Consider the following 22,335-nt stretch of genomic DNA (forward strand, 5'->3'; position numbering starts at 1 on the left):
GACCCCGGCCTTCGCCGGGGTGACGGAGAGAAGGGCATTGTTTGGCAGAATCAACACCCTGACAAAGAACAACCCAACACCAAAAAAACCAACGGGAGGACAGTATGAGCGAACCTATTCTGCGTCTGGGTATGATCGGCGGCGGGCCGGGCAGTTTCATCGGCCCTGTCCATCGAATGGCGGCGGAGCTGGATGGCCGCATCCGGCTGGTGGCGGGGGCCTTCAGCAGCGATGCCGAACGATCCCGCCAGGCCGGGGCCGGTTATGGCATCGACCCTGCCAGGGCCTATCCCAGCCATCAGGCGATGATTGAAGCGGAGCGTCAGCGGGCGGATGGGATTGATCTGGTCGCCATCGTCACGCCTAACCATCTGCATGTACCGGCCAGCCTGGACGCCTTGCGCGCCGGCCTGCATGTGATGTGCGACAAGCCAGCCGCCCTGTCGCTGGCGGAAATGCAGGGGCTGGCCGGGGTGGTGGCCGATGCAAAGGGGCTTTATGCGCTGACCCACACCTATACCGGCTATCCGCTGGTGCGCGAAGCGCGGGCCCTGGTGGCATCGGGCCGCCTGGGCCGCCTGCGCAAGGTGGTGGTGGAGTACAGCCAGGGCTGGCTGTCCACCGCGCTGGAGGAAACGGGCAGCAAGCAGGCCGGCTGGCGCACCGATCCCGCCTTGTCCGGGGTGGGTGGCTGTATCGGTGATATCGGCGTCCATGCCTTCAATCTGGCCGAATATGTCTCCGGGGCCCCGGTGCGGGAACTGTGTGCGGACCTGTCCATCATGGTGCCGGGGCGGCGGCTGGATGATGATTGCAATATCCTGCTGCGTTTCGAGGATGGCACGGCACAGGGTGTTCCCGGTGTGCTGCACGCCTCCCAGATTGCCGCGGGCGACCGCAACGGGTTGCGCCTGCGGGTGTTCGGCACAGAGGCCGGGCTGGACTGGTCGCAGGAGGTGCCCAACACCCTGACCATCAACGGCCTGGATGGCCGCACAGAGGTTATGCATACCGGGGCCGGCAATCTGGGCCCGGCGGCGCGCGGCGCCACCCGCCTGCCCACCGGCCATCCGGAGGGCTATATCGAGGCTTTCGCCAATCTCTACCGCGATTTCGCCGCCGCCATCCGCGCGGGCGCGATGCCGGCCGATGGCAGCCTGCCGGGGGTGGAGGCGGGCCTGCGCGGCATGGCCTTCATCGAGACCGCCGTGGCCAACAGCCAGGCGCGGGCGGGGTGGAGTCGGCTGAGGGTTTAGGGGCAAGGGGAGTCAATGCCGACGGCGTTGATTATCCTCACTATTCCCGCATCCTCCTACCGTCACCCCGGCGTAGGCCGGGGTCCAGGGGCCACAGGCGCTTTGCTCTATGATACTGGACCCCGGCCTACGCCGGGGTGACGGTGGGTGAGGCGCCAAACAGGTCGCCCTTTCGCCCCACGCAATGCACGAAATTTATACGGCAAAACTACCCCACCACCCGGAGGAATACCCATGCGCACCATTAAAGGCCCCGGCATCTTCCTGGCGCAGTTTGCCGGCGATGCCGCCCCTTTCAACAGCCTGGAAACCATCGCCGATTGGGTCGCGGGGCTGGGCTATCAGGGGGTACAGATCCCCAGTTGGGATGCCCGCCTGTTCAACCTGCGGCTGGCCGCGGAAAGTCGCGACTATGCCCAGCAGGTGCAGGGGATGCTGGCCGCCAAGGGGTTGGCGGTGACGGAGCTTTCCACCCATCTGCAGGGCCAGTTGGTGGCCGTTCACCCGGCCTATGATCCGCTGTTTGACGGGTTTGCCGACCCTTCGGTACGCGGCAACCCGGTCGCCCGCCAGCAATGGGCGGTGGAACAATTACATCTGGCGGCCCGCGCCAGCGCCAATCTGGGGCTGGCGGCGCATGCCAGCTTCTCCGGTGCCTTGGCCTGGCCCTATATTTATCCCTGGCCGCAGCGCCCCGCCGGGCTGGTGGAAGAAGCGTTTGCCGAACTGGCCCGGCGCTGGCACCCGATTCTGGATGCGTTTGACGAAGCGGGCGTTGATCTCTGCTTCGAACTGCATCCGGGCGAAGACCTGCATGACGGGGCCAGTTTTGAACGGTTCCTGGATGCCGTGGGCGGCCATGCCCGTGCCAATATCCTGTTCGATCCCAGCCATTTCGTTTTGCAGCAACTGGATTATCTGGCCCTCATCGACCGCTATCATAGCCGCATCCGCGCCTTCCATGTGAAGGATGCGGAATTCCGGCCCGATGGCCGCTCGGGTGTCTATGGTGGCTATCAGGGCTGGGTGGACCGGCCGGGCCGTTTCCGTTCGCTGGGCGACGGGCAGGTGGATTTCAAGGCGATCTTCGCCAGGATGGCGCAGTATGATTTCCCCGGCTGGGCCGTGCTGGAATGGGAATGCGCCCTGAAGCACCCCGAAGATGGCGCGCGGGAAGGGGCCCCTTTCATCCGCGACCATATTATCCGCGTCACCGAGCGCGCCTTCGACGATTTCGCCGATGCTGGCGCGGATGAAGGGCTGAACCGGCGTTTGCTGGGGATTTGAAACCCGTTTCTCCCGTTATTCTCAGCTTATATCCCGTCACCCCCGCTTGCGCCCATGGGCATCAAGTTAGGGGTTCGCACCTTCCTGCCTCCCCCGCGAAAGCGGGGGTCCAGGGGCCATAAGAACCACGCTTGAGCGCCTTTGGCCCCGGATCCCCGCTTTCGCGGGGAAAGCTCGTCGGGGCAAGAGGTTAACTTAGCGCCTATGGGGGCAAGCCGGGATGACGGTAAAGGCCGGTGTTACGGGTCGTATGCTTCACCCTCCGCCCCTAAAAAATCCGTTCCGCGTCCGATTGATTTTCCAATAAAAGAATGATAATTCTAATTACGATATTTTCGGCCCCACACCCTCTGGCGCGCCATCCTGGCTGCCCGGTCGGGGCTTTTCCGCCATCGGGCAATGCCCCGAGACCGCCGCTATCCACCGGCTCCCGGCGGGGCCGTCGTTTGAGCCCAAGAAGCAGGATAGTTCCATGTCAAATTACGAAATCAAAAGGGGTGTAAGCCTCTACAGCTACCAGGAGGAATATTTCCTCGGGAAGAAGTCCCTGGAAGACCTGATCAAGGTTTCAGCCGAGATGGGCGCCAAAGGGATTGAGCTGATTTCAGAGCAGACCTTCCCGCATTACCCCAACCCGCTGGACCAGTCGGTTTACGATAACTGGCATGCCCTGATGGCGAAGTACGGCACCACGCCCGTCTGCCATGATTTCATGCTGGACTATAAAAAGTACAAAGACCGGCCGATGCCGTTCGATGAACAGGTGGCAAGCTGCAAGGTCGATATTGACCATGCTGCCCGGCTGGGCTGTCCCTATACCCGCGCGCTGGTGTCCATCGACCCCAACGTGCTGGTCGCCTGCGCCGATTATGCGGAAAGCAAGAATGTCCGCATCCTGATCGAGGTGCATGCGCCGCTGCATTTCGACCATCCCTGGATCATCCGCCATGCTGAGGCGTTTGAGAAATCCGGGTCGAAATATCTGGGCTTCCTGCCCGATATGGGCATGTTCCTGTTCAAGTTCCCGCCGGTCTGGAAGGCGAAATTCATCCGTGACGGCGTGCCCCAGCACATCGCCGATTATATCTGCAAGGCGTACGAGGATCGCACGCTCAGCGAATATGTGATCCTGGAGGTGGAGAAGATGGGCGGCGTCGGCCCGGCCATCGGCATGGCCATCACGCTGCGCCACAATGCAGCGTTTGAGCCCAAGCGGATGTTGGACCATATGGACCGCATCTGGAACATCCACGCCAAATTCTATGAGATGACAGAGGATCTGGTTGAGCCCTCCATCCCCTATGATGAGATCATCAAGGTGCTGAAGCAGGGCGGCTACAAGGGCTATATCTGCTCCGAATATGAAGGCAATCGCTGGATTCAGGATGCCTTCCCGGTGGACAGCATCGAACAGGTGCGCCGCCAGCAGGAAATGTTCAAGAAGCTGATCGGCGAAACCGCCGCCGCCCCCGCCGCCTGAGGAGCCGCCCCCATGTTCGACAAATATATGATCTGTGAAGATGGCTTCGGTAACGTGACGGAGGGTGATGACACCATCGGTTTCGCCTTCCAGGCCCGCCTGCCCTATTACCGCGGTATCGGCCTGTCGATGGTGGAAGACATCGCCGTCACCATCGACGGCGAAGCCGTGCCGCGTGAACAGGTCCGTTTCAGCGTGCGTGGCCGCACCTGGACGCTGGATGAGATGGAAACCGAATATAGCGACCGCTGGAATTTCGGTGAAAAGGCCCTGATCACCGTGCTGCGGGCCGGCGGCCTGCCGCCCGGTAAGCACAAGGTTCAGTTGGCCGAACGTATCCGTGTTTCCTACCTGCCCTTCGTGCCGACCACGCGGGACAGTAAGGAGCTGGAGATCGCCGCCTGATCATTCTCCCCCGATCAGCCGGTTATTCGGGCATGGCGGCACAGGCTGCCATGCCCTTTTTTATGGCCGGTCGCGGGACCTTGCCAATTGGCAGAGAATGGCTATACTTATGCCAAAGGAGACAGGCAATGCAGTTCGCAGAAGTCCATCCCATCGAAGCCAGCCCCGGCCAGCCCCTGATCACGGATGAAGAGGCGGCAGCATTGGCGCGCACGAGTGTCAACCTGTTCCGGGCCTGGGAATTGAGCGATGCGGAGGCCAGAACCCTGCTGGGCGGCATGGCCCCGCGGACCTGGGCACGCTGGAAAGATGGCGATATTGGCCGCATCGACCGCGATTTGCGGGCCCGGATGGCGATCCTGATGGGGATTCACAAGGCCCTGCGCTATCTGTTCACGGAGCCGGCGCGCGCCTATGCCTGGGTGCGCAAGCCGAATGCCGCCTTTGCCGGTCAGCGGGCGCTTGACATCATGCTGCGGGGGGAGATCACCGACCTGATCGACCTGCGCACCTATCTGGATGCGGAAAGGGGCGGCTGGTGACGGTGCCGGTCCGGCGCGTCACCTGGGCCAGGACGGTGCGTATCATCCGCTCCATCCACCCGCCCATCGACCTGTTTGAGGATATTGCCGACCCGGCAGATTGGGAAGCGCTGGCCTCGGCAGAGGCGAAGTTCAACCCGCGCGTCCGCGACAGCATTGGCGACCTGTCAAAGGTGCCACCGGCCCGGCGGGTTGCCGGCCCTGGGGCCAGCTGGGTCATGGCCCCCTTCGTCCATTGTTCCAGGCTGCGGCCGGGCCACTTTTCCGATGGCAGCTTCGGCCTTTACTATGCTGGCGACCGGACAGAGGTGGCGATTGCGGAAACCATCCACCACCATGCCCGCTTCATGCAGGCCACGGCGGAACCACCCGGCTGGACCGCGCAGTTCCGCGAACTGATCGGTGCGGTGGATACGGATCTGGATGATGTGACGGGCCGCGCCGATCTGCTGCACCCCAGCGATTACGCCCCGTCCCACGCGTTTGGTGCGGAACGCCGGGCGGCCGGGTCCAACGGCATTACATGGCCCAGCGTGCGATATCCGGGCGGCCAGTGCATCGCGATTTTCTGGCCGGATGTGATACCGGTGCCGGTCCAGGGCGCCCACTTCGCCTATCACTGGAACGGCAGCTCGGTTGATTACGTCAAGAAGCTGGATAGCGGGGAGGTCTGGCGGGTGACGGGTCAGGAAGGGGGGTAAGCCACCTCAATCCCATGCCGCCACCCGCCCACAGCGGTCGCGCACATCCGCCACCACCTGATCCAGCAGGGGGGTGTCGGCCAAAGTGCCCCGCATCCCTTCCCGCAACAGCCTGACCTGTTCAGGCAGGGCCAGCGCCATGGCGCGCAACCGGTCACGCACCAGTTCCCGCCGCAGCCCCACCGCGGCGGCAAAGGCGTCCCAATGCGCGCCGGTCAGCAGGGCGGGGTCACGCTCACCACCGATGAACATGGCCAGACGCGGACGCTGTTCCTTGTAATGGAGGCGGAACGCGGCGGCGTTATTCACATCGTAGAGCTTGCTGAGCAGAATGCGGTTGCCGCGATAGACCAGGGCGTAATTCTTGGCATGGGCGTCGGGATTGCCGATCAGAAACTGGAAAATGGCGCGGCCCAGCAGTTCCTGCACCGCCGCCGCCGGGTCGGCGGTCAGCCGCATCAGGGCGAAACAGTCAGGCCAGCCCGGCCCACCATCCTTTTCATATTTTTCGCGCGGATAGCGCCCCAGCGCCTGACAGAAATCTTCCTGATGCAGCCGGCGCAGATGGCGGCGGCCATTGTTTTCCACCAGCACCCGGTCATAGCGGGCGATCAGCATATAGGTGCGGTCTTCCGCCCGGCGGATGCTGGAACGCGGCACATCCAGCCCCACAGAGGCCGCCGCGCGCAGGCAGAAATGTTCCACGCGCACGGAATCCGGCAGCCCGTCAATATCCACCTTCAGGATGTGCGATGTCGGCGTGTTGCCCCGCGGCAGGGCCAACTGGTCCCCCACCAGCAACAGGGCGGTTTTATGATGCACGCCGGGCAGCGACAGGCGCAATTCCCCATCGGCATCCACGAACAGGGGCCGGCGCGGCAGATCAGCGATATGCCGCGCCAGCCGCGCCGCATCCAGCAGATCATAATCCGGGGCGATATCATCTTCCGGCACGATGGGCGCATCCGGTTCCACAATGGCGACGGCACCGGGGCATTCCCGGCCAAGCGCCAGCAACAGCCGGTAATCATCGCTGGCATCCAATTGGAAATAGCGGGCCAGGGTGCTGCGGATATTGGCATTGTCGGGCAACAGCCCATCGAAATAGGGGCCGGCCCGATCCTCCCCATAGGGCGCATCGGCCACCGGCAGCCGGGCGGAAAGCCCGTGCAGCGGCGACCGGCCCGCCTTCACCGCCGCCACAAAGGCGGGCAGATAGGTGAAGGACAGCGCCCCGCTGGCACTGGCGCGCAATTCCCCGACCGGCAAGCCGTGCAGACGGACAGAGGCCACCATCTCACAGCCCCTCATCCAGATCGATTTCACGCTCATCGGTGCTGCCGGTAGGTGCGGCCATATCCGGCCCGTCATTGCCGGCGGTCAGCGGAATGCCCAGCAGCACCAGCAATTTCAGGATCATGCTGGTGGGCGGATCGTTCTTGCCGGTTTCGAAATCCGACAGCCATTTCTGCGTATGGCCGATCAGCCCCGCCGCCTGGGCCTGCGTCAACCCAAGCCGCCGCCGCGCTGTCCGCACCAGGGTGCGCACATCATCCAGGTTATGCAGGGGAACGGCCATGACACCAGGCTCACGGGTGGGGAACGTGCCACCAGCCTATAACGGGTCGGTGATATGGACAAGCGGCGCCGAATTTTATAACGGATCGGTGATATAGGCAGTCTGAGGCAGGAAATATCACCGATCCATTATACTCAGCCGCGAGATCACCCTTCTCGCCGCACCGGGCTGCCGGGATAGAAGCCGATGCAGAGGATTTGCGCCAGCAGCACCAGCAGGGCCGGCGCGTAATAAAGCCAATGCACCATCTGCCGCGCCCCGTCACTGACGGCGGCGGCATCATAGCCGGCCAGCGCCAGCCCATAGGCGACGACCGCCCCGCCGATGGCCATGCCGATCTTGGTGGCCAGGCTGATGCCGGCGGAAAGCAGCCCTTCATGGCGCACGCCGAATTGCGCCTCGTGATGGTCCACCACCTCCGCCGCCATGGCGAAAATCGCCGTCATGGTGACGGAAATCAGGATGGAGGCCAGGATATAGACGGCCAGGAACAGGGCCGGCTGCGCTTCCACCAGCGGCAGCAGTGCATAGAGCAGCAGGGCAGCCGCCAGGGCCAGCCGGTTGCCATTGCGCATCCCCAACCGCTTCAGATAGGGCGGGGCGATCACGGCGCCCAGCAGCAGCGTACCGGAAATGGCTGGCAGCAGGATGGAGATCATCCAGGGCTGTTTCAGCACATTGATGGCGAAATAGGCGGTGACCGACAGCACCGCCCCGAAGCGGATGAAATTCAACGTGGTGAACAGGAACACCACCAGCCAGGCCCGGTTGCGCAGCATATTCGCCACGGCCCCCAGCGTCGTGCGTTCCGCACCGGTGCCGGTGGTTTCTTCGTGCACTTGCTCCCGGCACTGGGCGAACAGGTTCCAGATCAGGGCAACGGAGATGACGGCGGCCAGGATGGCCACCAGCAGAAACCCCTTGGCCTGATCGCCCCCACCCAGCCAGCCGACCAGGGGCATGGTGGCTGCCGTGGCGGCGATGACGGAAAGGGCCGTGCCGGCCGAGCGCAGGCTGCCTAATTGCACCCGTTCACCCCGCCGCGCCGTCATCATCGGCATCAGGGCGCTGTAGGGAATGTTCACAACGGAATAGAGCAGGCCCAGAATGACAAAGGTGACACAGGCCCAGATCAGCTTGCCCGACGGCCCCAGCGGCGGCATCCAGAAGGTGGCAACGACGAACAGGCCGAAGGGCAGGGCGCCGAACAGGAACCAGGGCCGCGCCCGGCCCCAGCGGGACCGGGTACGGTCCACCAGAATGCCGACCACCGGGTCGAACCCGGCATCCAGTAGACGCGACAACAGGAACAGCGTGCCGATGATGCCCACCGGCAGCATGGCGACGTCGGTATAAAAATACAGCAGAAAAGCCCCGACCATGTTCCAGGACAGGCCAAAGGCAAAATCACCGGCACCATAGCTGAGCTTGGCACGCAGCGGCAGCGGGGCGGCACTGGCGCCGCCCGTTGGGACAGGGTGGGTCATGGAAGGCGGCTCCGGTCGTGGGGACGGGATGCGGGGTGGTTAACCAAGAGCTGCAGGCTTTCCGCCTCCCTCCACCGTCACCCCGGCGAAGGCCGGGGTCCAGTTCGTAGAGCACAGCGCCTGTGGCCCCTGGACCCCGGCCTTCGCCGGGGTGACGGTGGAAGGGGGAGGGATGCAGCGAGCCTTTCTCCACCACATCCACGCGGGCGTGGATTAAACCCCCAACGCCTTGCGCGTCGTCGCCAATGTCTCCAGCGTCGGGCCGGTGGGCTTGTATTCTAGGCCGATGGCGCCATCATAGCCCAGGTCGCGCAGCAGCCCAATGTAACGCGCCCAATCGATGGTGCCGCTGCCCGGCTGGTTGCGGCCCGGCACATCGGCCACCTGCACATGGCCCACCAGATGGAAGCGGCCCGCCAGCACCTGGGCCGGATCTTCGCCCATCACGGTGGAATGGTACATGTCATAGAGCAGGCGCAGGTTGGGGCTGTTCACCGCCTCCACCATGTCCAGCCCTTCGGTGGTGCTGACCAGATACATGCCCGGATGTTCCACCCGGTCATTCAACGGTTCCAGCAGCAGCAGGATGCCGGCCTCTTCCGCCAATCTGGCCGCCTGGCGCAGGATGCCAACGGCGCAATCATGCTGTTCCTGGCGCGACACATCGGGCCGGGTGAAGCCCGACGCCACCACCAGGGCCCGCGATCCGGCCTGTTTGGCGGCGACCAGACTGTCGCGCACGGCGGCCAGGAATTCATCATGCTGGGCCGGATCGACCAGGGAACGGCGGGGTTCCACCACAAAGCTGGCCAGCTGCACCCCGGTTTCATCCAGGGTGCGGCGGATATCGGCCAGCGGCTTGTCGCGCCAGAGATGGAATTCCACCGCCGTCAGCCCTGCTGCCTTGGCGGCGCGGATACGGTCGGTGAAAGTGGGGTTTTCGGCGGCAAACAGCCATTCAATACAGGCGGCGAGATGCATCACGGTTCTCCCGGTTGCAGCAATCGGACCGGCGGCCATGCTGGACGGCCATCGGCGGCCCGCACCGGCGGACCTGGCGCCGAAGCGCTGAAGCGGAATGTTTGGGGGGGGGAGGGAACAGCCACGTAAGCGTCATCCGCTTGCTGCCTTCCCCGCGAAAGCGGGGATCCAGGGTCGCAGGAACAACGCTTTGGTGCTGTTGCCCCTGGACCCCCGCTTACGCGGGGGAAGCAGAACAGTCTGAAGGGTGAACGCCGAGAATCTTTCCCTCACTGTCGTCAGGTGAAGAGTATTGCCCCCCTCAGTACTTCACCCCTGTGTCCGGCTTGGCCTTCGCCAAGGCTACCAGGGCCACGGCAGCGGCAACCAGGGCGGCGATGCCCATGGTCAGGAAGGCGGCCTGCACGGTGCCGCCGGTCAGGGATTTGGCGACGGCGACAAAGAACGGGCTGGTGAACTGGCCCAGGAAGAAGCACGACGCCCAGATGCCCATGCCGCGCCCGCGATGGGCGAAGGGCAGCTTGCTCTGTGCCCAGGCGATCAGGATCGGGATGGTCATGCCCGCCCCCATCTGCTGGATCACCAGCAGCGCCATCATGGATTTATATTCCGTCGCCAGCCCGATCCCGGCCAGCCCGACACCCAGAAAGGCGAAGAAGCAGAAGATCTGCAGCGCCGTGGCCTTCTTGCCGATCCAGCCGAAGATCAGCGCGCCCACAGGCACACCCAGGCTGGCCAGCGCGATGAGAGAGCCGACGCGGGCAGGGTCGTTCACCCCGATCTCGCGGAAGGCCAGCCCGCCCTGGATGATGAAGACGTAATAGAGCGTGGAGGCAAAGAGGGTGACGATGCCATAGAGCGCCACTGCCCGGGTGGGGAAGGGCGGGGTGGGGCCGCTGTCAGCCTGCGGTGCGACGGGCGCGCCCTGTTTCGTCCTGCCCGGCTCAAAAATCATGAAATGTGTGGCGACGAAAATCGGCAGCGCGATCAGATAGATCAGGAACACGCCGTTCCAGCTTACCGCCGTCAACATGCCCGACGCCGCGATGACGCCCGATGCCATGGCCGGCCCGGCCAGGCCTTGTGCCATCAACAGCTTACGCCGGCCTGCCGCATCATAATAATCGGCGATCAGCGTATTGATGATGGTCAGGATCGCCGCCTCCGTCACCCCCAGCAGCAGGCGTGACGCGATCACCGCGTGCAGGCTGTCCAGGAAATAGGGTAACGAGCCGGCAATGCCATAGAAAAAGGTCGCCCAGACCAGCAACGGCCGGCGCCCGAACCGATCCACCAGCATACCGGCAAAGGGCGCCAGGATGGCGATGGCCAGACCGGGGGCGGAAACCAGGATCGGCACCAACAGAGAGGCATTGGCGACATCGCGGAAATGGTCCAGGATCGTCGGCACCGCCGGCGTCAGCGAGACAATTGCCAGAATCGGCAGGAAACCGCTGATCACCAGGATGATGCCCTGGGCGAGCCCAGCCTTTCGCGCACCGCCCGTTATCGGCGGCGCCACGGCCTGATCCACCATCGAACGTTACTCCCGTTTTGGCGTCTGAAGGCGCCATATAAGAATTATTATTCTAATTATGATGATCGGGATGGGCGGGCTTTGTCAATGCGGTAAACGCACTATCAAGCCTGGAAATTGCTTGGTGAAAAATTGGATCACCCACCGCTGCTTTCGGTTGACACCCGGCGCTTCGCTCCGTTAGCTATTCAGAATAGCAATTCTAATTCCAAAGCCGTGGCCGGTCGTTCACCCAGGGGGGATGCGCCAGGACCGGGGCAGCGAACAAGGAGGAATCCCGTGCGTTTCTCAACTTTCTTAAATTCCCGCACCATGGGTGAGGACCAGGACCGCGACTTGCTGCTGGACCTGATCGACCATGTGGAACGCGCTGAAGCTGCCGGTCTGGACGCCGTGTTCCTGCCGGACCATCACTTCACCGGCTATATGCCCATCGCGTCCGACCCGATGATGTTCGCCGCATATCTGGCGGCGCGGGTGAAGCGCATGCATTTCGGCTTCTCCGTGACCACGGTGCCGCTGCACCACCCGGTGCGTTTTGTTGAACGCATCAACATTCTGGACCAGCTGACCGAAGGCCGGCTGCTGGTCGGTGTCGGCAGCGGCACCACGCCGGAAGAAATGATCGGCTTTGGCGTGAATTATAGGGAAGCCTCCCGGCTGGCTGAGGAGAACCTTGCCATTGCCGAACAGCTTTGGGCCAAGAAGCCGGAAGATCCTTCCGTGCGGTTCGATAATGGCCATTATAAAGGCGAAGTACTGCAGCGCATTGCGCCGGTCGCCTATACGCCCGGTCATGCCCGCCTGATGCCGGTGGCGATGAAGGAAAGCAGCGCCCGGCGCGCGGCGGAATTCGGCTGGCCCGCCTTCATCCCGGCCTTCACCCCGCCGCAGATCGGCGGCACAGAACCGTTCAAGCATGTGCAGAAATTCTTTACTATTTACCGTGACCTGCTGATGGCTGCCGGCCATTCGGCGGAACGTGTGGCTGATGCCCTGTCCTGGACCACCCACACCTATCAATGCGTGCATATTGCCGAAACCGATACGCAGGCGCGGACGGAACTGGAAGATATCCTGACCGATTATCAGGCCGCCGTTGACCGCGAAACCGCCTTCAATGCAAGGGCGGAAGAAAGCGCCGCCAACAAGAAGACCGACCATACGCCAAACGCCCTGACCGAGGACTGGATCGGCACCTGGTGCCTGTATGGCAGCCCGGAAACCGTGATTGAACATCTGAAGCCCTATGCCGAACTGGGCATCGGCAATGTGCTGTGCGGGATGCTGACCGGCCCGCTGACGGCCAAGCGCAAGGCCTATGCCAACCAGACGCTGGACCTGCTGTCCCGCCATGTCATCCCCGCCTTCAAGGGGAAGGCAGCATGAAAAAGCCACTGATTGTTGGTTTCGGTGGCACCACCCGGCCGGGTTCGTCGGGTGAACGCATGGTGGCGGCCGTTCTGGCTGCCACCGCCGAACTGGGGGCGGAAACAAAGCTGTTTGGCGGGGCCGCCTTGGCCGCCCTGCCGCATTTCGCCCCGGAAAACCCTGACCGCACGCCCGAACAGCGGGAGTTTGTGGAAGCGGTGCGCGCCGCCGATGGGCTGGTCATCGGCTCCCCCGGCTATCATGGCGGGGTGTCGGGGCTGGTGAAGAATGCCATCGACCTGCTGGAAGATCTGCGCGGTGACGCCCGTGTCTATTTCGATGGGCGCGCGGTGGGACTGGTGGTGACGGCGGCGGGCTGGCAGGCCGGCGGCGTGACGCTGTCCGCCCTGCGCGGCATCGTCCACGCCATGCGCGGCTGGCCCACCCCGCTGGGCATCGCCGTCAACACGGTGGCGCAGAAGCCGTTTGATGCAGACGGCCGGCTGGCTGATGCGGACATTGCCGCCCAGATCAAGGCGCAGGCCGAACAGGTGATGCGGCTGGCGCGGTGAGGGGGCTTGGCAAAGGGCTGAATCCCCTCTCACCCCTTGACCTCCCTCTGTGCTTCCCCCGCGAAAGCGGGGGTCCAGGGGCCACCAGAACAACGGTTCGTGCCCCTGGCCCCTGGATCCCCGCTTTCGCGGGGAAGGCACCGTTGTTTGAAGCGGCTACGTGGCACCCCCTTCTCTATCGCACCTCCAAAACCCAACCAAAAACCACCCCCCAGGGAGTCCCCCCATGTCCCCCACGCTTTCCCAACAGGCAACCCTGACCTCCGGCCGCGATATGTGGTCCACGGCGGAATTGCCGGGCATCCGGTCGATCCAGATGGCCGACGGGCCGATGGGCATTGCCTCTGGCCGGGTGGATGAACGGGATGTTGCGGTGCTCACCCCCTGCGGTACCGCACTGGGCGCCAGTTTCGACCCGGCGCTGGTGCAGCGGGTGGGGGCCATTGTGGGGATGGAGGCGCGGCGGCTGGGCGTGGATGCCGTGCTGGCCCCCAACCTGAACCTGCAGCGCAGCCCGCTCTGTGGTCGGGGTTTTGAGCTTTATGGCGAAGACCCATTCCTGGCCGGCACGCTGGGGGCCGCCTGGATCGGCGGCTTGCAGGGCCAGGGCGTCGGCTCCGTCGCCAAGCATCTGGTCTGCAATGACAGCGAAACCGCCCGCGACAGCATGAATGCCGTGGCCAGCGACCGCGCCCTGCGGGAGACCTATCTGCTGCCGTTTGAAATGGCGGCGGCGGCCGGCTGCGTCGGCATCCTGGCCGCCTATAACCGGTTGAACGGGGATTATTGCGTTGAACATCAGGGGCTGTTGACCGGCATCGTCAAGGGTGACTGGGCCTTCCCCGGCTTCATCGTGTCGGACTGGTTCGGCGCCCATAACACCCTGCGTTCGGCCCAGGCCGGGCTGGACCTGGACATGCCGGGGCCGGACCGGGTGCTGGGGCAGAAATTCGCCGCCGCCGTGGAAGCCGGCGAGGTGCCGGCCAGCCGGCTGGAAGATGCAGCGGGCCGCGTGGCCAACGCCGTGGCCCGCATCGATGCGCTGCCGCGCCAGCCGGCCCCGGTGGATGTGGATGCGACATTGGCGGAGGCCGCCGCCGCCGGCTTTGTGCTGTTGAAGAACAGTCAGGATATCCTGCCGCTGCAGCCAACCCGCGCCCGGCGCATTGCCGTGATCGGCCCCAATGCCACAGCCCCCTGCCTGCAGGGCGGCACCTTCGCCAAGATCGCCGTGCGCCCGGATTTCATCAACCCGCTGCAGGCCATCCGTGACCGGTTCGGCGACCGGTTCGAGGTGGGCTATGAACAGGGTGTGGAGCCGGAATATCGCCTGCCGCCGCTTTCCGCCCGCCCCGCCCGCGATCTGGGCGACGGGGCGACGCGCGGCCTGACGGTGGAATGGCTGGCCGGGCATGAGGGGGAGAGCGAGCCGCTTCATGCCGAAACCCGCGATACCAATTCGCTGACCTGGTTTGTCGGGATGCCCGGCACCGATGCGCTGAAACAGGCGGGCCGCATCCGCGCCACCGGCTGGTTCACCCCGGAACGCGACGGGCCGCACCGTGTGCATATCGGTGGTACGGGGGCCGTCACGCTGTATGTCGATGGCAAGCCGACCTTCCAGGGCGGCGGGCCGGTTTCCCCGTCCGACCTGATGGGCATCCTGAAGGGCGGCGACAGCGAAAGCGTGCTGGTGGAAATGCAGGCCGGCAAGCCCGTGCTGCTGCGGTTCGAACTGGCCTATACGCCAGCCCGCGCCCAGGGTCTGTGGTACGGGATGCGCGGTCCCGACCGCCCGGCGGACATGCTGGACCGCGCGGTGGCCCTGGCGGCCCAGGCCGATCTGGTGCTGCTGATGCTGGGGGAGACGGCGGATTCCGGGGTGGAAAGCAAGGACCGCCAGGGCACCCGCCTGCCCGATGCGCAGTTGGAACTGCTGCGCCGGGTGCGGCATGTGAATGCCAATCTGGTGGCCATCTGCAATGTCGCCCATGCCTTTGATATTGCTTGGCAGGATCAGGTGCGCGGCCTGCTGATCACCTGGTTCCCCGGTGAGCAATATGGCCCCGCCCTGGCCCAGGTGCTGGCCGGCGAGCGCGAACCCGGTGGCCGCCTGCCGGTCAGCATCGCCGCCACTGACGCCGATTATCCCGCCTTCGGCCTGACCCCGGATGCCAACGGCGACCTGCCTTACCGTGAGGGCCATCTGATCGGGTACAAGGGGATGCAAGCGGCAGGCACCGCGCCGCTTTACCCGTTCGGTGCTGGTTTCGGCTATGCCCGGTTCGCCCTGTCCGATGCGCGCCTGACGCCAACCGCCGAGGGCGGGGCGGATGTAACGGTGACGCTGCGCAACCTGTCCGACCGCGCCGGCAAGGCCGTGCCGCAGCTTTATGTGGCCGGGCCGGATGGTATCCGCCACCTGCGGGGCTTTGCGTCCCTGACCATCGCGACCGGGTCGGAACAGGTGGCCCGCTTCACCCTGCCGCCGCGCGCTTTCCAGCATTGGGATGAACAGGCCGGCGCTTGGCAGCGCGCTGCCGGCCCCCATCAGGTGCTGTTGGGCTGGAACAGCGCCGACCTGCCGGTCTTGCTGTCGGTTGGGTGAGGGGACAGGCCGCATCCATCACCTGCGCCGATAGATAGCATCGGCATTGCCGGCTTAAACCCGGCAGTCGCCCATGCCTATACCTGGGGCAGCCGCCTGAAGGCGGGAACTTTTTTCAATGATGTGGGGACGGAAACATGAAGCTGGCAACTCTTGACCGCGGCGGACGTGACGGCAGGCTGGCCCTGATTTCCCGCGATCTGTCGCGTGCCGTGCTGGCTGATGGCATTGCCGACACGCTGCAACAGGCACTCGACCATTGGGCTGATGCCGCCCCCCGGCTGGCTTCCCTGTCGGATGCGCTGAATGCCGGCACCGCACCCAACAGTTTCCCCTTTGATCCGGCCCAGGCGCTGGCCCCGCTGCCGCGCGCCTGGCAGTGGCTGGATGGGTCGGCCTTCCATGCCCATGGGGAATTGATGGCCAAGGTGTTCAACATCACCAACCCGCAGCCGCATGATAAGCCGCTGATGTATCAGGGCATGTCGCACCAGTTCATCGCCCCCGCCGCGCCGGTGAAGCTGCCCAGCGAGGCAGATGGTATTGATTTCGAGGGCGAATATGCCGTCATCACCGACGATGTGCCGATGGGCACCGATGCGGCCACAGCGCGCGGGCTGATCCGGCTGGTGCTGCTGGTCAATGACTGGTCGCTGCGCACCCTGGCCCGGCCGGAAATGCTGACCGGCTTTGGCTGGGTGCAGGCCAAGCCTGCCTGTTCCGCCGCCCCCATCGCCGTCACCCCGGATGAACTGGGCGACGCCTGGAAGGATGGCCGCGTGCATCTGGATTTGCTGGTGGATTGGAATGGCCAGCGTTTCGGGGCGGCCAATGGCGGGGCCATGGGCTTCTGCTTTGGCGAACTGATTGCGCATGCCGCCCGCACCCGCAGCCTGTGCGCCGGCACCATTGTCGGTTCCGGCACCGTGTCGAACGAGAATTTCCGCGAGGTCGGGTCAAGCTGCATTGCTGAGCGGCGGGGCATTGAAATCGTTGATGAAGGGACTGCCCGCACCGGTTTCATCCGCTTCGGCGACCGGGTGCGCATGGAGGTGCTGAAAGACGGGCAAAGCGTCTTCGGCGCCATTGATCAGGAAATCGTGAAATCCGGCCGCTGAGACAGACGGCAGAGAATCCAAGGGAGTGCTCCCATGACCCGCGTTACTGATATCCGCTATGTTGGCTATGCCGTTACCGATCTTGAGGCTGAGCGCGCTTTTTACCGGGATAAGTGGGGCCTGCGTGAAGTGGCGGATAAGGATGGCCTGGTCTATTTCGCCACCGAAGGCCATCCGGAACTGTATGTGGTGCGGCTGCGCCCGGCGGATGTCGCCCGCATCGATGTGATCGCGCTGGCCGCTGACAGCAACGCCGATGTGGACGCGCTGCATGACAAGGTGGTCGCCGCTGGTTGCCGCATCATCTTTGCCCCGCGCGCGCTGACCTCCTTCGGCGGCGGCTATGGTTTCCGCTTCTTCGGCAAGGATGGCATGACGTTCGAAGTGTCTGCCGGGGTGGAGCGGGGGCCGTCGCGGCCCGTCGCTGCCAAGGAAGCGCTGCCGGAAAAGATCAGCCACATCGTGCTGCATTCGCCCGATCACAAGGGCATGGTGGCTTTCTTCTGTGATGTGCTGGGCTTCCGCGTGTCGGACTGGCTGGGCGATTTCATGTGCTTCCTGCGCTGCAATGAATGGCACCACCGCATCGCCATCCTGCCCGGCCCGCCCTGCCTGAACCATGTTGCCTATGACATGGCCGATATGGATGCCATGATGCGCGGCGTCGGCAAGCTGAAGCGCAAGCAAGTGGATCTGCGCTGGGGCCCCGGTCGCCACACGGCCGGCAACAACACCTTCAGCTATTTCACCACCCCGGCCGGTTTTGCCGTGGAATATACCGCCGAGCTGGAACGGGTGGATGAGGCGACCTGGGTCGCCACCGTGCATGTGCCCAGCCCGGATGTGATGGACCAGTGGGGGGCCGGCAGCGGTGGCCCGCAGACCATGCCGCACCCGGCCCCGGATGCCGGCCTGTTCCAGGCGGTGGAGGTCTGAGCCATGGCGTTGTTCCAGTATTTCCCCAATAATTACATCTGGAATCTCTCGGTCAATATCGCGCTGGAAAGCGGTGGCCGCATCGGGGAGATTGAGGATATGTGCCGCCCGCTGCTGGACGCGGCGGCGCGTGGTGAGGATGCCGGCACCGGTGCTTTCCTGGCGCAATGGGTTGCCATGGCCGACAAGCTGGTCGGGCTGGCGGAAGAAGACGAGGCGCGGGGCCGCGCCTTTTCTGCCGGGGCCAAGCTGCAACGCGCCTCGCTCTATTACATCACCGCCGAGCGGATGCAGGGCCATGGCCATCCCGGCCGGGCGGAGACCTTTGCCAAGGGCCAGAACGCCTTCCGTAAAGGCACAGGCTTGGCGCGGGAAAACTGCACCCGGGTGGAAATCCCCTTTGGCGACAGCTTCATCCCGGCCTTGTTCACGCACGCCGAAGGCGTGGAGGGCCCGGCCCCCTGCGTGCTGTATGTCAATGGTCTGGACAGCTGCAAGGAGCTGCTGTTCTGGTCCTGGCTGCCGCACGCGCTGGCCAAGCGCGGCATTTCCACGCTCTGCATCGACCAGCCGGGCACCGGCGAAGCGCTGCGCGCCAACAACCTGTACGCCACGCATGAAACCGAACGCTGGGCCACGCCCGTGTTCGATTATCTGGCCGCCCGGCCCGATGTGATTGCCGACAGGATCGGCATGGTCGGCATTTCGCTGGGGGGCTATTTCACCCCGCGCGCCGTGGCGTTTGAACCGCGCTTTGCCAGCGGCGCCGTCTGGGGTGCCAACCATGATTGGCGCGAAGTGCAGCAAAAGCGCCTGAAGCGGGAAGGCGAAAACCCGGTGCCGCATTATTGGGGCCATGTGCGCTGGGTGTTTGGCGCCCAGGATATGGATGATTTCCTCGCCAAGGCGGAAGGGATGCATCTGAATGGCGTGCTGGACCGGATCAAGGTGCCGTTCCTGGTGACCCATGGCGCCAAGGACCGGCAGATCGCGCTTGATTACGCCCACCAGACCTATGACCAGCTGGTGAATTCCCCCCGGCGTGAGCTGAAAATCTTCACCGAGCGTGAAGGCGGGGTGGAGCATGTCGGCGCGGACAATATGTCGTTCGGCCGTGACTACATCGCCGACTGGTTCGCCGACACGCTGGGGGGACGGCTGGGGTAAGGGGGGCCGCCCTTACCCCCTTTTTCCCTTACCCTGCGTGGTTGGCGTGGGCACTCCATCCTTCCCCATCACTGCGTTGCCTCCCCCTTGATGAGCGGGGGTCCAGGGGCCAAGGGCGCTGAAGCGTTGGTTCTTATGGCCCCTGGATCCCCGCTTGCGCGGGGAAGGCAGGTAGAAATTGGGGGAGATGTTGTGCCCGCGGCGCTTTGCATGGTCACACCGCAAACCCGGCCATGGAAGCCCCCATGCCCAGCCTGACCATCCTCTCCGAAACCGGCCCGCCGCAAACCCTGGCCCTGGCCCCCGGCCAGAATTTGCTCCAGGCCATCGCTCCCGCCGGTCGTGACAGCATCACGGCGCTGTGCGGGGGTGGTTGTATTTGTGGTACCTGCAGGGTGCGGGTGGTGGATGGCGATCCCGGCCCGATGGGGGAGCGGGAGGCGCAGTTGCGGCGCCAGCTTGCCATCACCGACCCTGCCATCCGGCTGGCCTGCCAGACCCACCCGCCAGGCCCGCTGTCTGTCGCCATCATCAAACCAAGGTGAAACCCGTGCCCCGTATCATCGATCTTTCCGTGCATCTGGAAAATGACGTGCCGGCGGACCCGCCTTTCATGCGGCCGAAGATCCGCTATGCCAGCCATGCCGAAGGGGCGGCGGAATATTGCCAGATGTTCCCCGGCCTGACGGTCGACCAGCTGCCCGATGGTGAAGGCCCGGCGGCGGAATGGGTGGAACTGACCACCCATAACGGCACCCATATGGATGCGCCCTGGCATTACCATTCCACGATGGATGGCGGCAAACGCGCCATCACCATCGATGAGGTACCGCTGGACTGGTGTTTCCGCCCCGGTGTGAAGCTGGATTTCCGCCACCTGCCCGACGGCCATGTCGTCACGGCGGCAGAGGTGGAGGCCGAACTGGCCCGCATCGGCCATGTGCTGCAACCGCTGGATATCGTGCTGGTGAACACGGCGGCCGGTGCCGCCTATGGCCAGCCGAATTTCCTGGCCAAGGGCTGCGGCATGGGACGGGAAGCGACGCTGTATCTGGTGGAGCGCGGCGTGCGCGTCACCGGGATTGATGGCTGGAGCTGGGATGCACCCTTCCCCTTTACGGCGGCCAAGTTCAAGGAAACCGGCGATGCGTCGCTGATCTGGGAAGGCCATTATGTCGGTAAGGATGTCGGCTATTGCCACATGGAAAAGCTGACCAACCTGGAAAGCCTGCCGCCGCACGGCTTCACCGTCGCCTGCTTCCCGGTGAAGGTACGGGCGGCCAGCGCTGGCTGGACCCGCGCCGTGGCCATCATGCCGGATTGATCGGGGGCACCAATCACCCCATCATCCCAGTGACAAGCCCATAGGCGCGAAGTTAAGGGTTCGCACCTTCCCTGCCTCCCCCGCGAAAGCGGGGGTCCAGGGGCCACAAGAACCACGCTTGAGCGCCCTTGGCCCCTGGATCCCCGCTTTCGCGGGGAAAGCACTTCAGTGCGAGAGGTTAACTTAGTACCTATGGGTTTGCGCCGGGATAACGGGAAAGGGTTGGGATATTGTAAATTCTTCTCCCCCCATCACCCCACCGCCGCCGTGATCAGCCCCGCCACGTCGCCATCATCGCGGAACCCCGCCGCACGGGCGGCGGTGGCGATCAGGGGCGGCTGGCGGGCGAATTTGGCCTCCACCACCGGGTCGGGGGCATAGGTCACATCAAAGGCGCCGAACCGGTCGGTCAGGGCTGCCACCAGTTCGCCTAAGGTCAGGCGCAGCACCGGCGGCAGCCAGACGCGGCCCTGGCCGGGCAGGGCGGCGGCGTGCAGCAGCGCATCCACGGAAGCCTTAACCGACATCCACCAGCACACACCCTGTTCGGAGACGGGCAAGCACACCGGGCGATGGTCGCGTGCCGCCCACATCACCTCGCTCATGAAGGCGGAGATCAGGCCCGATGGGGCAGGGGGGCGGGCGACGATGCCGGGCAGGCGCAGGCTGCTGCCATCAATGAAGCCGCGCCGGCTGTAATCCGTCACCAGCAGCTCGCCGACCAGCTTCTGCATCCCATAGGACAGGCCGGGCCGGGCGGGCGTGGCATCATCCACCTGATCGGGCAGCGGGTCGCCATAAACGGCGACCGAACTGGCAAAGACCAGCCGGGCCGGGCTTTGCTGCCGGCGCAGCGCATCCAGCAGCCCCAGCGTGCCGCCCAGATTAGCCGCCATGCCCAGATCGAAATCCCGCTCCGCCAGCCCGCCGGGCACGGAGGCCAGATGGAAAACCAGATCGGCCCCGCCATTGGCCAGTGCATCGGCCCAGATGCCGGTATCAGCAATGTCACCGGCCAGGGCGGTCACGCGCGGATCATCGGGCAGGGCGCTGAACTGCCGGTCCACCAAGGTCAGGCGGGTGAAGGCGGGCCCCGCACCGGCCAGCAAACGGCTGACAAGGGCGGCGCCGACGAAACCGCCGGCACCGGTGATCAGAATATGCATGGCGTTTCCCCAGATTTTTCAATTGCCGTCGGTGATCAGCGTGCCGCCATCCACGACGATATTTTGCCCGGTGATGAAGCCGCCGGCCGCACTGGCCAGCATCACCGCTACCCCCGCCACCTCCGTCACTTCACCCGGTCGGCGCAGGGGTGTCATGGCCATGCGCCGTTCCATGAAGGTTTTGTTTGCCAGCAGGTCGCGCGCCAGATCGGTGCGGATGAAACCGGGGGAGATGGCATTGACCCGGATGTTGGACGGCCCCCACTCCACGGCCAGATTGCGCGCCAACTGGGCATTGGCAGCCTTGGACAGGGCATAGAGGCCCAGCGCCTTATTCCCCCGCAGGCCGGCGATGGAGGACATGATGATCATGCTGCCGCCACCGGTCGTCGCCATGCCGGGCAGGACCAGGCCGGCCAGCCACAGCACGCTTTGCAGATTGATCGTCATTGTCGCCTGCCAGTCAGCGTCACTGGCCGTCGTGATGGGGCCGGCATGGGGCGCCACGCCGGCATTGCAGACCAGGATATCCAGCGGCCCGGTCGCCGTTATCCGATCCACCAGGCCGGCCAGCCCTGCGCGATCCGTGACATCGCAAGCAATGGCATGCACAGCCATTCCCTGTGCCTGCAAGTCCGCTGCTGCTGTTTGGCATCCTGGTCCATCCTCACTGCAAATCCAGACCGTGGCGCCATGGCTGGCCAAAGCCGTGGCAATGGCCAAACCCAGCCCGCGCTGTCCGCCTGTGACCAGGGCTTGACGACCGGACAGGTCGAACAGGCGGCCATAATCGGTCACGTCCATGGGCTGTCCTTGGC

21 protein-coding genes are annotated in these 22,335 nt (G+C 64.6%); 14 read left to right on the plus strand and 7 right to left on the minus strand.

Going from position 1 to position 22,335, the window contains the following annotated elements:
* Positions 1–104: 104 nt before the first annotated feature.
* From G473_RS0108715 to G473_RS0108740, 6 genes are all read left to right on the plus strand, one after another.
* Complete coding sequence (locus tag G473_RS0108715; RefSeq protein ID WP_029012784.1) at positions 105–1,256, plus strand: Gfo/Idh/MocA family protein; 1,152 nt, start codon at positions 105–107, stop codon at positions 1,254–1,256.
* A 234-nt stretch (positions 1,257–1,490) separates the two neighbouring features.
* Positions 1,491–2,543 carry a sugar phosphate isomerase/epimerase family protein gene (locus G473_RS0108720; RefSeq protein ID WP_029012785.1) on the plus strand — a complete coding sequence of 351 codons (1,053 nt, stop codon included), beginning with the start codon at positions 1,491–1,493 and terminating at the stop codon, positions 2,541–2,543.
* A 472-nt stretch (positions 2,544–3,015) separates the two neighbouring features.
* Entirely contained in the window at positions 3,016–4,023 is a 1,008-nt protein-coding gene (locus tag G473_RS0108725) for a sugar phosphate isomerase/epimerase family protein (RefSeq protein WP_029012786.1), read from the plus strand.
* 12 nt (positions 4,024–4,035) lie between these two features.
* Positions 4,036–4,428, plus strand: coding sequence for a C-glycoside deglycosidase beta subunit domain-containing protein (locus G473_RS0108730; RefSeq protein ID WP_029012787.1), 393 nt, complete (start codon positions 4,036–4,038; stop codon positions 4,426–4,428).
* Positions 4,429–4,556: 128 nt separating this feature from the next.
* Complete coding sequence (locus G473_RS0108735; protein ID WP_029012788.1) at positions 4,557–4,970, plus strand: MbcA/ParS/Xre antitoxin family protein; 414 nt, start codon at positions 4,557–4,559, stop codon at positions 4,968–4,970.
* Positions 4,967–5,671 (plus strand): RES family NAD+ phosphorylase, encoded by a 705-nt coding sequence (locus G473_RS0108740; protein WP_245580015.1) that lies wholly within the window; start codon positions 4,967–4,969, stop codon positions 5,669–5,671. The genes G473_RS0108735 and G473_RS0108740 overlap by 4 nt, the downstream gene beginning before the upstream one ends.
* Before the next feature lie 6 nt (positions 5,672–5,677).
* Here the strand turns inward: G473_RS0108740 and G473_RS25915 are convergent, their stop codons facing one another.
* The 5 genes from G473_RS25915 to G473_RS0108765 form a co-directional block, all read right to left on the minus strand.
* The gene (locus G473_RS25915; RefSeq protein ID WP_051330048.1) at positions 5,678–6,967 is read right to left on the minus strand and encodes a type II toxin-antitoxin system HipA family toxin; all 1,290 of its coding nucleotides are present in this window, start codon (positions 6,965–6,967) and stop codon (positions 5,678–5,680) included.
* 1 nt (position 6,968) lies between these two features.
* Positions 6,969–7,250 carry a helix-turn-helix domain-containing protein gene (locus G473_RS25920; protein ID WP_035706104.1) on the minus strand — a complete coding sequence of 94 codons (282 nt, stop codon included), beginning with the start codon at positions 7,248–7,250 and terminating at the stop codon, positions 6,969–6,971.
* A gap of 146 nt (positions 7,251–7,396) precedes the next feature.
* On the minus strand, positions 7,397–8,737 hold the full coding sequence (locus G473_RS25925) for an MFS transporter (protein ID WP_051330049.1): 1,341 nt from the start codon (positions 8,735–8,737) through the stop codon (positions 7,397–7,399).
* A 213-nt stretch (positions 8,738–8,950) separates the two neighbouring features.
* The gene (locus G473_RS0108760) at positions 8,951–9,718 is read right to left on the minus strand and encodes a hydroxypyruvate isomerase family protein (protein ID WP_029012790.1); all 768 of its coding nucleotides are present in this window, start codon (positions 9,716–9,718) and stop codon (positions 8,951–8,953) included.
* 301 nt (positions 9,719–10,019) lie between these two features.
* Positions 10,020–11,255 carry an MFS transporter gene (locus G473_RS0108765; protein ID WP_051330050.1) on the minus strand — a complete coding sequence of 412 codons (1,236 nt, stop codon included), beginning with the start codon at positions 11,253–11,255 and terminating at the stop codon, positions 10,020–10,022.
* A gap of 279 nt (positions 11,256–11,534) precedes the next feature.
* Here G473_RS0108765 and G473_RS0108770 point away from each other — a divergent pair, with 279 nt between their 5' ends.
* The 8 genes from G473_RS0108770 (at position 11,535) to G473_RS0108805 (ending at position 20,351) form a co-directional block, all read left to right on the plus strand.
* On the plus strand, positions 11,535–12,644 hold the full coding sequence (locus tag G473_RS0108770; RefSeq protein WP_029012792.1) for an LLM class flavin-dependent oxidoreductase: 1,110 nt from the start codon (positions 11,535–11,537) through the stop codon (positions 12,642–12,644).
* Positions 12,641–13,198: an NADPH-dependent FMN reductase gene (locus tag G473_RS0108775; protein ID WP_029012793.1), complete on the plus strand. Its 558-nt coding sequence runs from the start codon at positions 12,641–12,643 to the stop codon at positions 13,196–13,198. The genes G473_RS0108770 and G473_RS0108775 overlap by 4 nt, the downstream gene beginning before the upstream one ends.
* A gap of 226 nt (positions 13,199–13,424) precedes the next feature.
* Entirely contained in the window at positions 13,425–15,806 is a 2,382-nt protein-coding gene (locus tag G473_RS0108780; RefSeq protein WP_029012794.1) for a beta-glucosidase, read from the plus strand.
* Positions 15,807–15,943: 137 nt separating this feature from the next.
* A complete protein-coding gene (locus G473_RS0108785) occupies positions 15,944–16,924 on the plus strand; it encodes a fumarylacetoacetate hydrolase family protein (protein WP_029012795.1) in 981 nt (326 codons plus the stop codon).
* Between the two features lie 33 nt (positions 16,925–16,957).
* Positions 16,958–17,860 (plus strand): VOC family protein, encoded by a 903-nt coding sequence (locus G473_RS0108790; RefSeq protein ID WP_029012796.1) that lies wholly within the window; start codon positions 16,958–16,960, stop codon positions 17,858–17,860.
* A gap of 3 nt (positions 17,861–17,863) precedes the next feature.
* The gene (locus G473_RS0108795) at positions 17,864–19,027 is read left to right on the plus strand and encodes an alpha/beta hydrolase family protein (RefSeq protein WP_029012797.1); all 1,164 of its coding nucleotides are present in this window, start codon (positions 17,864–17,866) and stop codon (positions 19,025–19,027) included.
* 245 nt (positions 19,028–19,272) lie between these two features.
* Positions 19,273–19,572 carry a 2Fe-2S iron-sulfur cluster-binding protein gene (locus G473_RS25930; RefSeq protein WP_084437825.1) on the plus strand — a complete coding sequence of 100 codons (300 nt, stop codon included), beginning with the start codon at positions 19,273–19,275 and terminating at the stop codon, positions 19,570–19,572.
* Positions 19,573–19,577: 5 nt separating this feature from the next.
* On the plus strand, positions 19,578–20,351 hold the full coding sequence (locus G473_RS0108805; protein ID WP_210163259.1) for a cyclase family protein: 774 nt from the start codon (positions 19,578–19,580) through the stop codon (positions 20,349–20,351).
* Between the two features lie 251 nt (positions 20,352–20,602).
* Here G473_RS0108805 and G473_RS0108810 read toward each other — a convergent pair whose 3' ends face one another.
* Positions 20,603–21,517, minus strand: coding sequence for an NAD-dependent epimerase/dehydratase family protein (locus tag G473_RS0108810; protein ID WP_029012799.1), 915 nt, complete (start codon positions 21,515–21,517; stop codon positions 20,603–20,605).
* Between the two features lie 18 nt (positions 21,518–21,535).
* The gene (locus G473_RS0108815) at positions 21,536–22,321 is read right to left on the minus strand and encodes an SDR family NAD(P)-dependent oxidoreductase (RefSeq protein WP_029012800.1); all 786 of its coding nucleotides are present in this window, start codon (positions 22,319–22,321) and stop codon (positions 21,536–21,538) included.
* Between the last annotated feature and the right edge of the window lie 14 nt (positions 22,322–22,335).

Origin of the sequence: Niveispirillum irakense DSM 11586 (assembly GCF_000429645.1) — a bacterium.
GTDB lineage: Bacteria > Pseudomonadota > Alphaproteobacteria > Azospirillales > Azospirillaceae > Niveispirillum > Niveispirillum irakense.